Source organism: Streptomyces sp. NBC_01450 (assembly GCF_036227505.1).
Classification (GTDB): Bacteria; Actinomycetota; Actinomycetes; order Streptomycetales; family Streptomycetaceae; genus Streptomyces.
This window is the reverse complement of record NZ_CP109481.1, coordinates 1,010,205-1,022,022: the sequence shown is the minus strand read 5'-3', so window position 1 is coordinate 1,022,022 and position 11,818 is coordinate 1,010,205. Positions and strand designations below refer to the sequence as shown.

General features: G+C 68.7%; 13 protein-coding genes and 1 pseudogene. 6 read left to right on the top strand and 8 right to left on the bottom strand.

Annotated features, from left to right (window positions below):
- Nucleotides 1–122: 122 nt before the first annotated feature.
- From OG568_RS53170 to OG568_RS53160, 3 genes and pseudogenes are all read left to right on the top strand, one after another.
- Nucleotides 123–365 (top strand): annotated as a pseudogene (locus OG568_RS53170) (AlbA family DNA-binding domain-containing protein); the annotation flags it as partial.
- Nucleotides 366–840: 475 nt separating this feature from the next.
- Nucleotides 841–1,143, top strand: coding sequence for a hypothetical protein (locus OG568_RS53165; protein ID WP_329538335.1), 303 nt, complete (start codon nucleotides 841–843; stop codon nucleotides 1,141–1,143).
- A gap of 634 nt (nucleotides 1,144–1,777) precedes the next feature.
- On the top strand, nucleotides 1,778–2,020 hold the full coding sequence (locus OG568_RS53160; protein WP_329537272.1) for a DUF5302 domain-containing protein: 243 nt from the start codon (nucleotides 1,778–1,780) through the stop codon (nucleotides 2,018–2,020).
- A 152-nt stretch (nucleotides 2,021–2,172) separates the two neighbouring features.
- Here the strand turns inward: OG568_RS53160 and OG568_RS53155 are convergent, their stop codons facing one another.
- The 6 genes from OG568_RS53155 to OG568_RS53130 form a co-directional block, all read right to left on the bottom strand.
- Nucleotides 2,173–2,595 (bottom strand): hypothetical protein, encoded by a 423-nt coding sequence (locus OG568_RS53155; protein ID WP_329529971.1) that lies wholly within the window; start codon nucleotides 2,593–2,595, stop codon nucleotides 2,173–2,175.
- Nucleotides 2,592–3,422 carry an IS5 family transposase gene (locus OG568_RS53150; protein WP_329529970.1) on the bottom strand — a complete coding sequence of 277 codons (831 nt, stop codon included), beginning with the start codon at nucleotides 3,420–3,422 and terminating at the stop codon, nucleotides 2,592–2,594. Before OG568_RS53150 ends, OG568_RS53155 begins: the two co-directional genes overlap by 4 nt.
- Before the next feature lie 272 nt (nucleotides 3,423–3,694).
- Entirely contained in the window at nucleotides 3,695–4,372 is a 678-nt protein-coding gene (locus OG568_RS53145; RefSeq protein WP_329538272.1) for an ATP-dependent DNA ligase, read from the bottom strand.
- Between the two features lie 402 nt (nucleotides 4,373–4,774).
- Entirely contained in the window at nucleotides 4,775–5,014 is a 240-nt protein-coding gene (locus OG568_RS53140; RefSeq protein WP_329537271.1) for a hypothetical protein, read from the bottom strand.
- 560 nt (nucleotides 5,015–5,574) lie between these two features.
- Entirely contained in the window at nucleotides 5,575–6,207 is a 633-nt protein-coding gene (locus OG568_RS53135; protein WP_329537270.1) for an HAD-IA family hydrolase, read from the bottom strand.
- Between the two features lie 32 nt (nucleotides 6,208–6,239).
- On the bottom strand, nucleotides 6,240–7,442 hold the full coding sequence (locus OG568_RS53130; RefSeq protein WP_329537269.1) for an MFS transporter: 1,203 nt from the start codon (nucleotides 7,440–7,442) through the stop codon (nucleotides 6,240–6,242).
- An 89-nt stretch (nucleotides 7,443–7,531) separates the two neighbouring features.
- Here OG568_RS53130 and OG568_RS53125 point away from each other — a divergent pair, with 89 nt between their 5' ends.
- A complete protein-coding gene (locus OG568_RS53125; RefSeq protein ID WP_329537268.1) occupies nucleotides 7,532–8,293 on the top strand; it encodes a DeoR/GlpR family DNA-binding transcription regulator in 762 nt (253 codons plus the stop codon).
- A gap of 144 nt (nucleotides 8,294–8,437) precedes the next feature.
- Here the strand turns inward: OG568_RS53125 and OG568_RS53120 are convergent, their stop codons facing one another.
- Together OG568_RS53120 and OG568_RS61910 are read right to left on the bottom strand one after the other, a co-directional pair.
- Complete coding sequence (locus OG568_RS53120; RefSeq protein ID WP_443077942.1) at nucleotides 8,438–9,157, bottom strand: IS3 family transposase; 720 nt, start codon at nucleotides 9,155–9,157, stop codon at nucleotides 8,438–8,440.
- Complete coding sequence (locus OG568_RS61910) at nucleotides 9,154–9,297, bottom strand: hypothetical protein (protein WP_443077941.1); 144 nt, start codon at nucleotides 9,295–9,297, stop codon at nucleotides 9,154–9,156. Before OG568_RS61910 ends, OG568_RS53120 begins: the two co-directional genes overlap by 4 nt.
- A gap of 223 nt (nucleotides 9,298–9,520) precedes the next feature.
- Here OG568_RS61910 and OG568_RS53115 point away from each other — a divergent pair, with 223 nt between their 5' ends.
- Entirely contained in the window at nucleotides 9,521–10,462 is a 942-nt protein-coding gene (locus tag OG568_RS53115) for an ABC transporter ATP-binding protein (protein ID WP_329537267.1), read from the top strand.
- Nucleotides 10,459–11,814, top strand: a complete 1,356-nt coding sequence (locus tag OG568_RS53110; protein ID WP_329537266.1) for an ABC transporter permease — start codon at nucleotides 10,459–10,461, stop codon at nucleotides 11,812–11,814. Before OG568_RS53115 ends, OG568_RS53110 begins: the two co-directional genes overlap by 4 nt.
- Nucleotides 11,815–11,818: the final 4 nt, after the last annotated feature.

Genomic DNA, 11,818 nt, shown 5'->3' with positions numbered 1-11,818 from the left:
CACGATTCACCCGTCGCCGACAGCATCCCGGCCCCGAGTTGGACATTCTCCTGGCCGCCGGTGTGGGGCAGCACCTGGAGGCTAAGCGGGAGATCCCGGAGGCGGGCGAGTCCCGCAAGAAGATGCTCATGACCATCGCGGCGTTCGCCTCGCAGGACGGCGGCACCGTCCTGATCGGCGTCCAGGGCGATCTGCAGATCGTGGGGCTCACCGAAAAGGAGACCGCCGACCAGCAGCTGCTGATGGTCGTGAACATGATCCGGGACAACTTGGAACCCGAGCCGCCGTACACCGCGCGCATGATCGACCACGAGGGCAAGAAGGTGCTCGCAATCGAGGTCACTGCCGCGAGCCAGCCCTGCTCCTACCGCAACGGGTCACGGCTGGAGTTCTACGTCCGGCGAGGACCCAACACCGTCCCCGCCCGCCACCACGAGATCGCCACCGGCAGACAGCACAGGCGTTCTGAGCGTCAAGTGACCGCTGCCGGAGGCGAGCCCTCCTGCCCCTGTTCCGCCAGATCGAGCAGCTGCGCGGTGAGGGCGGCTACCGGCAACTGCCTCGGCCTGCGCCTATCAGGAGCCTGGCCGCGACGCCCCGCTCGGCGCGTACACGGCCGCGCACCTGATCTGCACCTCCTACACCGCAGGCCTCGCTCACGCCGACGTCCTGCGCCGCCTGACCCTGGCGGGGGAGATCGCCCCCACCAGTTCCTGGACCCTGCTGCGCGGCCCCCTGGAGGACGCTGCCACCGGACTGTGGTTTCTCAATGGCCCCGACCGCACCGAACGCCAATGGCGAGCCCTGTCCTTGACCGGCCGCACCCCGTCTCCCGGCGGCATGAACGGAACCCAGCGCCGCGCCGAGATCCGCGACCTTGCCGACCAGCTCGGGCTCAACCCGCTTGCCGCACCCAAGACGAACCAGATCCTCCACCGGGCCGCTCCCACTGTCGGCTTGACAGCGGTGAAGGTGTGCGCCGCCTGGCGGACTGCTTCCGGCTTCGCCCACGGCCGCTATGGCGGGAGTTGCCGCCAGGTGCAAACAGAGGTGGCCACGAAGATGACCGCGGCCAGCACCGCTCAGCCCTGCTACGAACGCCACAGCGCCCCAGCCTGCGGTCTGCGATTGGTGGAAGCTTAAAAGGAGGAAGCCGCCGGGCTTGAGGATGCGCTGGCACTCGGGCTGCGGTGGCCTGGAATCCGTCAGGAGTGGCGTTCGGTACTTGTTGGACGGAGCGAGTGCTGGGCATATCCGGGTAGCCCTGATAGGGGTGCATAGCGCTGAGCCATGCGTGGTCAGCCCGGTTCGGTCCGCGCACCGGCGTAGCAGTGCGGCCCCTGCATGCCCGACCATGCCTTGCCGTTGGCCTTCACCGACAGCCGCTCGTCTCACCCGGTAGCTTTCACCCAGAAGGTGCCCCTGCCCTCGCTTTGGATATGACCTCAACACTCACATCCTCGCAGGCCACGGGCACCTTCTTCTGAACCAGCCGCAGATCACCCCCAGCCGGTGAATACCCGAGGCCAGTGCCAACCGTGCTTGCCGCTGATGCGAACGCACGCGCGACGAGTCATGAGCTTGAACAGAGCAACCTGACAGGGAAGACCACCGGGTGCCGGGTGGTATCCGCCATCACCTTCATCACGACGTCGCCCCCGGCGGGCGTGCAGGCCTCACCAACCTTCGCGGACGCGCGCCCGGACTGGGGGCCTGATCGCGGACACCATGGTTCATGACAAGCTGTGCTTCCCACTACCCGAACCCGGAGGTCACCATGACCGCAGAGCCCTCACCGCAAGAAGGTTCGGAGCCGACCGACATCGAGGAGCCCGTGCCGGCACCCGACGACGACGGGCAGGATGACTTGAAACGCAAGTTCCGGGACGCCCTGGCGCGCAAGCGGGGCATGCAGGCGGACGCGGCCGCTCTCGCTGCGAACACCGGCGCGTCGAAGATCCGCGGGGCGCACGGCCCGGCTGCGAGTCAGCGGTCGTTCCGGCGCAAGAGCGGCGGCTGAGTCCAAGCGGCCGCCGAAGGGGACTCGCAGGGCACGGTCCGGCCGTCGTGCCGGCCCGCCAAGCTCCACCCTGAGAGTGCGGAACGTGAGTTCTTGTCCGTTTCGTGGTTGAGGTTGGGGAAGGATCGCTGGTCGCGGGTGTGGGGTGGCCCTCAGGCGTCGGGGCGGGCGAACAAGCCGGGTTCGGGTTCGATGAGGATGCCCCGGCTGACCAGGCGTTTCAGTTTGCAGCGGATGCCTTCGGTGTTCTTCGGGAGGATCGGCAGGTCGAGGGCCTGGCAGAGATCGCGGGCGCGCATCGGCCGGTCCGCGTCGGCCAGGGCGGAGAGGATCTGCTGGTAGGCGGGGTGGTCGGGGATGTCGGGGCGGTCCGGCCCGGTGGCGGGTGAGGGTAGCGGGAGCGTGAGGAGGGTCTTGCGGGTGATGCGCAGGTTCTCGCTCTCCGCGTCGAGTTCGCCGAGCTGCCGGGTGAGTTCTTCGATGCGGTCCCGGAACTGCTCGGCTTGGTCGTCCAGTTCGCGTTCGCGGGTTTCGATGTGTTCCAGGATGGCTTTGACCTGTGGGTTTTCGCTCATGCGGTCCTCCAGGAGGCGATGGTGGCTCCGGTGAGGCGGCGGCTCATGACGGAGGTCATCGCCCACAGGACGCGGGAGCGGGAGGAGGCGGGGCGGTGTTCGTAGTCGCGTACGAGACGGCGGTAGAACATCAGGATCCCGTTCGTCTGCTCCACGATCCACCGTTTGGCCTGTGGAACGAAGCCTTTGTCGTCCGGGTTGCGCTCGACGATCTCGACGTCGATACCCACGTGTCTGCCGTGCTCGACGACCTTCTTCTTGAAGCCCTGGTCGACCAGGGCCTTTTTCACCGTGTCGCACTGCTCGGTGACAGCGTCCAGCAGGGCGATGCCGGCGGTGTTCTCGTGCGCGGAGGCGGGCAGGACGACGCAGTCAATGACGAGGCCCAGCACGTCCACGGCCAGGCATCTCTTCCTGCCCGGCACCCTTTTCGCGGCGTCCCGGCCCGTCGTCGTGGCCGGGACGCCGACGGCCACGTGGATGCTCTGCGTGTCCAGGACCACCAGGCTCGGGTCGGCTAATCGTTTCCGCTTCTCCCGCAGCTGCCAGCGCAGCAGGTCGTGAATGTCCTGGTCGGTGCCCTCGTCGCGCCAGAGGTAGAAGTAGTACTTCACCGCTCCGGGCGGGGGCATGTCATGGGGCAGGAACTCCCACTGACAACCCGTGCGGTTCTGGTAGAGGATGGCGTTCACGATCTCCCGCATCGCGTACTTCCCCTGATGCCCGCTGACCGACGGATGCCGGGCCTTCCATGCCGTGATCACGGGTTCGACGAGCTCCCACTGCTCATCGGTGAGATCACTCGGGTACGGCTTGCGCATGCTCATGCCACAACTCAAGCGAACCCCGAACGCCTGACCGGCAGCGATGCCCCAACGTCACACCATCGAGCGATGACAAGACCGACGGAACGCCACATCCCGCACTCTGAGTCGCCCGCTCACGACCCATCGGGTGAGGCCTTGCCGCGCAGGTTCGGCAAGGCCGTAGCCAGGAATCGCTACGGCACCGGCAGGCGTCTCGGGCGGCGGCGGGCGAGGGGATCGGGCGTCGCTGGTGCTCCTCGCGCGTCGGCCGGGGCCGTCGCGCTGCGCCGCAGTCAGAGCGGCGGCATCAGGTGGGGAACATCGGCGGGGGAGAGGTCGGGACGGGCGCGGTGCCGGCGTGCGGGGTGGCGCCATCGGCCGGAGGCGTCGCGGGTGACGTCGACGCCGACTTCCACCACCAGCTCGGGTCGCACCAGCGTGACGTTCAGCGTCTTCCTGGTGCCCCACCCGGCGGAGAAAGACCAGCCCGTCCATGGATGGCCGCGCTGGGCCGGTGCGAGAAATCCGCCCACCGCAGCACCCATTGCCCGGGCGAGAGTGGTGGTGCGGCCGACGTACTGAAGGCGGCCTTGGTCGTCGTACCTGCCGAGCAGCAGCGTGCGGGGAACGGCCGGGGAGCCGGTGACCGCGCCGACGATCGCCTCGCTCGTCTCGCGGACCTTGTATTTCTGCCACCCGCGCACCGAGGGCCGGTAAGCGTCGTCCAGCCTCTTGAAGACCAATCCCTCCATCCCGACCGACGACCATGTCAGCCACTCGCGGACGACGTCGGCTTCGGTGGCCGACGGGCACAGTGCCCACGGCGCCGACAGCCGACGGGCGGCGAACACGGACTCCAGTGCGGCCCTGCGCCGCCGGTACGGCCAGGAGGTCGTGTCCGTCCCGGACAGCCGCAACAGATCGAACGCCACGAAGTGGGCCGGCCACTCCTCCGCCGCCCGGGCCGTGATGGTCTGCGGGGGAGTGTCAGTTGAACATCAACATCCGAGTGTCGATGGTGCAGGCTCAGCGACCTCGCGATTGGCACTGGCAGATGGTGCTCACCCGTTGCAGGCATGAGTGACGAAAGGCCGTGTCATTCTCACGGCGACCACCAGGGCCACTCGCGGAGAATCGGGACAACATGCTGGTGCTGCGGACCGACTCCGAGAGCGACACCGAAGGATCGAGCGGCCGGGTTCCTACCGGAGCAGAGGAGGGGCGGGACGCTGCCGGCGCGCGAGCAGGGCGGCACCGGCCGCTGCGAGCTCACCCGCAGGGCCACGACGCTGCGCATCAGCAGCCTGGCGGTCCCGGGATCGCACGCGGGTAGGCGTTCGAGCTGGGGGCGGGGCGCCTCAATGGGTGGCTTCTCATTCGTCGTCCAGACTGCCACTCCATCGATAGCCGCGGCTCTCTACCCAGGCCGCCAACTGCCGAACGTTGCGCTTGCTGATAGCTTCGACTGCTTCGAGTTCGGGCTCCAAGCCTGCGGCACGAAAGGCGTCAGCAACATCCGCGCGCGCGTTGCCATTCGTGGTGGTGAGGCGTGCCGAACTACGATCGAGCATTTCCGGGATCCATGAGTGGAACGTGGCGTGCTGTTTGAACACCCGCAGAATTTGGGCAACGTGACCTGACAACCGCTTCCAAGACCTCGACGACCTGCGTCGGGTCTTCCGTGGGCGCCGCCGCATCGAGGACGCGATGGACCTCCTGCCCCTCCGCGGCAGCGTGCAGGAGGATTTTGTCGTCGCTCACCTCCCGCAAGAGACGGTCCTCGTCAAGCACCGCGAGATCTGACGCCGACGTGTTCCGCCGCTCCCACTACGGGGCCTCCTGCCACGCCAGGTGTTCTGCGAGCGTCGCCACGCGCGGGACAGGCCACGTGCGGCCAGCTTCCTGGAGTTCTCTGACGGCTTCCGCAGGGCCGACAGCACCGCCAGAAGCTGCTCGTTCGGCCGCTGTCGGCCGCTGAGCACTGCATAGACCGTCGACCTTCCACGGTCCCTTCGACGCCGAATACGGCCAGCCGTGAGGCTGTCGCAGCCCGACGGTCGGCACGGAGGCGGGTCCCTGCTCGCCACCGCGGCCGCCATGGGGGGCGGGCTGCTGTTCCTGCCGACGGGCCGGGCCGAGGGCCAACCAGAAGGCCCGGATGGTGAGGGATGTGTCATTTCCGCGTGAGTCCTCGAGTCGGCAACCAGGTGTCGATGACGGCTGCCAGCTCGTCGCGATCGGTGAAGGCGTGTCCGTTCATACCCATGGCCTGCGCGGCGCGTACGTTCTCCTCGCGGTCGTCGACGAAGAGGAAGTCGGTCGGGGCGGCCCGCATGGCGACGACGCAGTGTTGGAAGGCGGCTGAGGCCGGCTTCGCCGCTTTGATCTTCCCGGAGAAGGCCACGTGGTCCAGATCGTGCAGCCAGGGCTGCGCGGCAAGGAAGGCGTCCGCGTGGTCGGAGGGGATGTTCGACAGCAAGGCGACCTCGGCGACGTCGCGGAGGGACTGGGCGTAGGCGACCATCGGGTCGTCGATGCGTGACCAGCTGTCGATGTCGGTGAGGCGCAGTTCCTCGATGGTGTCGGCGTCGACGGACAGGGACAGCCGTCGCAGTACGGCGGTCCAGTATTCGGGCGCGGACTGCTGACCGGCGTCGTAGGGCGGGCGACAGGCCCAGTAGGCCGTGGTGAAGGCGTCGGTGGGTGTGTGACAGCGGGCGGCCATCTTTCCCAGGGCGCCTGGGCGTTGGTGGCGGGCGATGACCCCAAAGAGGTCGAACAGCACGATGCTGCGGTCGGCGGACATCGTCGTGGGTTCCTCCGGATCCCGAGGGGCGTTCAGCTGCTACTTGCTGCCATCTCGCTCGTGCGGTCGGATCCGGTGCGCAGGATCCCGGCGGCCACGGCGGTGATCGCACACAGCATGATCAGCAGTACGAAGGCGTGATTCAGGGCGACGAGGTGGGTCAACCAGCCGATGGCGGCGGGGCCGGCGAGCATGCCGACGTAGCCGAGCCCGGCGACGCGGGAAACATTGGCCCCTGCAGCGGAGGGGTCGGCGTGCCCGGCCGCGCTGAACAACTGGGGGACACAGCCGGACAGCCCCAGACCGAACAGCGCCCATCCTGCGAACGCGGCCCATATCCACGGGGAGACGGTCACGATCGTGATGCCGACGGCAGCCGTCACCGCGCCGTAACGCAGGATCGCCATGGACCCGAACCGGGCGACGAGGCGGTCGGCGAGCAGTCGGCCGGTGGTCATGGTCGCCGCGAAGGTGCCGTACGCGAAGGCGGCAGTGCTCGCGGGTGTGCCGAGGACGTCCTTCAGGTGCAGCGCGCTCCAGTCGTTGGCGGCTCCCTCGCACAGCATGACCATCAGAGCCAGGGCGGCGAGGATCCAGATGCGCCCGCTGGTGCCGCGGTGCTCGGCGGACGGCGCTTGCTCGGTCTCCCTCGCGGAGCCGGTGTCGGCAGCGGTGGGTGCGGTCGGCAGCAGGGCACGTGCCGACACCAGGGCGATCGCGATACCCAGGACTCCCATGGCGGCCATGCCGGCGGCCGGGCTCAGGCCGGCGCTCGCCGTAGCAGCTCCGACGAGTGCGGCGACGACGCCGCCGACAGAGAACGTGGCGTGGAAGGCCGACATGACGGGCCGGCCGTACGCCTTCTCCACGTGCACGGCGTGGGTGTTCATGCTCACGTCCAGGCAGCCATTGCAGAATCCGAAGGCCAGCAGGGCACCTGCCAGCGTCCACGGCTCCCGGGGAAGGCCGGGCAGCACCAGGGCCGCGCTGCACAGCACGCTGGTGGCGGGGACGACGATGCGCGCCCCGAGAGAGTCAGCCAGACGCCCGGCCACCTGCATACCGATGAAGGCCCCCAGCCCCAGCAGCACCAGCAGTCCCCCGAGCGTCGCGTGAGTGATGCCCACGCGTTCCTCGATGGCGGGGATGTTCACCACCCAGGTGCCCATCAGAGTGCCGCACAGACTGAAGTAGACAAAGGTAGCTATTCGGGCGGCTCGCAGCGAATGATTCATGAGAGCCACCGTAACGAACATATTGCGCGCTTGAATACTGTCACTTCGCACACATTGAATGTTCGTTTCGTGTGGTGTTCAATCGCGGTATGAGCAACGCAGACCGGCACGGGATGATTGCGCAGGCCGTCAGGGAGACGGGAAGGATCACGGTCCAGGAACTCGCCGAACTGACCGGCGCCTCCGAGATGACCATCCGGCGCGACCTCGACGCGCTGGCCGCGCAAGGCGTCCTTGAACGCGTCCGCGGCGGGGCGCGCACCCTGCTGCTCAGGGGTGAGGAGCCGCCCTTCGCGCTGCGTGCTCACGACGCCGTCGACGCCAAGCGCCGCATCGCCGAAGAGGTGTCCTCGCTCATCGCCGACGGCGAGACCGTCCTCCTCGACAGCGGCACCACCTGCCTGGAGATCGCCCACCTGCTGCGCAGGCGGCCGGTCACTGTGATGCCCCTGTCATTGCAGGCCATCCACGTACTCGGCGAGGGCCCGGGCCCGGCCACACTGATGGTGCCCGGCGGGCAGCCTCGGGCAGCCGAGGGAGCCCTCACCGGCCCCCTCACCCTCGCGTCCCTGGCGGCACTGCGCTTCGACACTGCCGTCATGGGCTGCTGCGGTCTCAGCGCAGCCCAGGGCCTGACTGCCTACGACCTCGACGACGCGGCCGTGAAGAAGGCCGGCATCGCCTCCACGCGCCGCATCATCGTCGCCGCCGACGGCAGCAAGCTCGGCCACACCGCCTACGCCTACGTCGGTCCCTCCACACTCCTGCACACCCTCGTCACCGACACCGCAGCACCCATCGACGAGGTCGCCGCGCTCGAAGGCACTGGCACCGTCGTCAAGGCCGTCTGACACGACCGTCGGCCATCGGTCGTGAGATGTGGCCACGGGATGTGAGATCCCACAATTCTGTGGGATCTCACGATTTGTGGCACAGGCCAGGCCCCTGACCAGGTGCCCTTCGGTTGTCTTTGAGAAGCTGTGACGCTGGAAATCTCAGTGGACCTGGTCCCGGACGCACGTGGAAGCTTTCGCAGGCCGCGTTGTCGGCGCTGGTGCCGACCGCGCCCATCGACCGTGTGACCCCGAGTTGGTCACAGAGGCCGGCGAAGGCCCGGGATCCGTACTGCGCTCCGTGGTCGGAGTGGAACACGGCGCCGTCCAGGCGGCCATCCGCAGTGCGTCGGCGACCAGGCCGGTGCGCATGTGGTCGGCGATGGACCAGCCGACGACCTTGCGGCTGAAGCAGTCCAGCACGGTCGCGAGAGAGAGGAACTCCCTGCCCGCGAGCGGGAGATACGTGATGTCGCCCATGTATGTGCGCCCCGGCTCGGTAGCGGTGAAGTCGCGCTGGAACAGGTCCGGGACCGGTGAGGCTGCCGGGTCCGGGACGGTGGTGCGCACGTGTCTGCGCAGGCGGATGCCGGTGATGGAGAACGTCCGCATGATCCGGGCGATCCGCTTCTCTTTGACCCGCCGCCCTTTCTCGCGGACCTCGGCCGTCATTCGCGGGGAGCCGTAAGCGCCGCCGGACTCGCCCTGGACCTCTCGGATCTCCTCGGCCAGGATCCGGTCCTCCCGCTGCCGGGTGGCCCGGGCCTCGGCGTCGGCGAGCCACTTGTAGTAGCTGGACCGGTTCACGTCCAGGACTTGGCGGAGCCGCTTCACCTCGTGGGTGTTTTGATGGTCGTCAACGAACTGGAAGCGGCTCCTCACCAGTTCGACTCTCCGGCGAAATACGCGGCCGCCTCGCGGAGGATGTCCCGCTCGGTGGCGAGCTTGCGCTCACTTGCCTCGAGCTCGGCCACCCGGGCCTCCAACTGCCGCACCCGCTCGTCCGGATCAGCGGACGGCACCGCCTCCCGAGGCTGAGTGCCCGGCTTCGTAACCGCGGCGGTGATGCCACGGCGCCGACCCGGTGCCTTCAGGGGTTGCCCAACTCTGGCTCGATGCTGGCCATTTTGTGCACCCGGACTTGCCGACGCCTTGACGATCCGTTTCCTGCACGTTCAACCAGCCGCCTGTGCCTGCGTTGTGTGCCGTCCCTAAGGTCCCTGAGTGTTTCGGAAGAAGGGGCTCATGGACACACCTCTCGCAGTTCAGGCTCGCGGGATCACCAAGTGTTTCGGTGACGTCGTGGCACTCGACGGCGTCGATCTGGACGTGGCGCAGGGCCAGATCCACGGCTTGGTCGGACCGAACGGCGCCGGCAAGACGACGCTGCTCGGTCTCCTGCTGGGTCTGGCCGTCGCCGACAGCGGCCACCTCGAGATCCTGGGCACGCCGCTCAGGCGCGCGCTCGCCGCTCCCGACGGCGTCGCCGGCTTCGTGGACGGGCCCGGCCTCTACCCCTCGCTGACCGCCCGGCAGAACCTCGCCGCGCTGGCCGCTCTGCGAGGCCACGACGCGCGGACAGCGGGAGTCGACGACGTGCTCGACCAGGTCGGGCTCACCGATGTCGCCGACGACCAGGCCCGCGGCTTCTCCCTCGGCATGCGCCAGCGGCTCGGACTCGCCGCCGCCCTGCTCACAAAGCCCCGGCTGCTCGTGCTCGACGAACCCTCCAACGGCCTCGACCCGGCCGGCAAAAAACACGTACACGGTGTCCTCACGCGGCTCGCCGCGGACGGAACCAGCGTCGTGCTCTCCAGCCACCGCATGGACGACCTCCAGGCACTGTGCTCCGAGGCCACCATCCTCGCCACCGGACGGGTCGTCTTCTCCGGCCCGCTGAGCAAGCTGGCCGCCGAGAACCGTGAACTCGACTACCGGCTGCTCACCTCCGACCCGCAGGCCGCCCGTCGGCTGGCCCTCGATGCGGCCGGAATCCGCGTCGTCGACGACACCGGGACACGCCACGACGCCGAGGCGCTCATCGTGCGCGCGCCGGTGCCCGCCCTCGACGAACTGGTGGTGCGGCTCGTACAGGCGGGCATCGCGCTGCGCGAGCTCGCCCCCCTGGTGTCGCCGCTCGAAGCCGCGTTCCTCGCCCTCACCGAGCAGAAGGAGAACGGCCGGTGACCGCGACCCTCACGCACGACAACGTTGCCGCAGCCCGCCGCGTCTCCGTTCCGCGCGCCTACCGCTTCGAGCTGGTCAAGCTCGTCTCGCAATGGCGGATCCGCCTGCTGGTCCTCGCCTGCTGGATCGCGCCGGCGCTCTTCGTCGCCGCTGTGAGCCAGCAGAGCACACTCCCCTCCGACACCCTCTTCGGCCGCTGGATGCACGCCACCGGGTGGGCCGGAACGCTGGTGATGCTCGGCTTCGCGGGCACCTGGGCGCTCCCGCTGCTGACCTCGGTGGTCGCCGGCGACGTGTTCGCCTCCGAGGACCGGCTCGGCACTTGGCGCCACCTGCTGGTGGCGGTCCGCTCGCCCAGGCGGATCTTCGCGGCGAAGGCACTGGCCAGCCTCACCGTCATCCTGCTGCTCGTGGCCGGACTGGCCGCATCCAGCACGGCCGGCGGGATCGTCGCGGTCGGCAACCAGCCGCTGGCAGGCCTCGACGGCCACCTGCTGAGCCCGGCGGACGCCGCCGGCAAGGTCCTGCTCGCCTGGATCTGCGTACTCGCCCCGACCCTGGCTCTCGCCGCGATCGGACTGCTCGGGTCCGTCACGCTGGGGCGCTCCCCGATGGGACTGCTGCTGCCCGCGCTCGTCGCGCTCGCGATGCAGCTCGCCCAGATGATGCCGCTGCCCGTCGCCGTACGCCTCGCCCTGCCCAGCTACGCCTTCATCGCCTGGAACGGTCTGTTCACCAGCCCCATGCAGCTCGGCCCGCTCCTGATCGGCATCGTGGTCAGCCTGCTGTGGGCCGTGACCGCGACAGCGCTGGCCTACGTGCTTTTCCTGCGGCGCGACTTCACCAACCCGACCTACGACGGCTCGGGGCGCCGCGCGGTCATCGCCGCAGGCTTGCCGCTCGCCGGGCTGGTCGCCGTCACGGTGGCGGTGCTCGCCTCGGCGAGCGGGGCCTCGGGCTCCGGGATCGAGCAGGACAAAGTGCAGCGCTCGGTCGCCACGGCGTTCGCCCACCTCTATCGCCTGCAAACCGAGCAGCTCAACCGCCCCGCCGTCACAGAAGCGCAGTTGAAGGCCACGGCGACGTGCGACAAGGGCAGCGTCAAGGTCGCCGCCGAGGGGCCGGGCAACGACTGGCGCTGCGTCGTGTCCTGGCATCTGCCCGGCATCGAGGTCGTGGGGACGGCGATCTATCAGCTCGACCTCACACCTGACGGTCGTTTCATGGCCGACGGCGACGGACCGAAGGAAGTCAACGGCTACTTCCTGGTCCGCACCCCGACCGGGGACGCACCCAACCCCCTGTGGCAGTTCGACGGCAACGTCGACCTGCTCGCCACCCCGAAGGGATAACTCC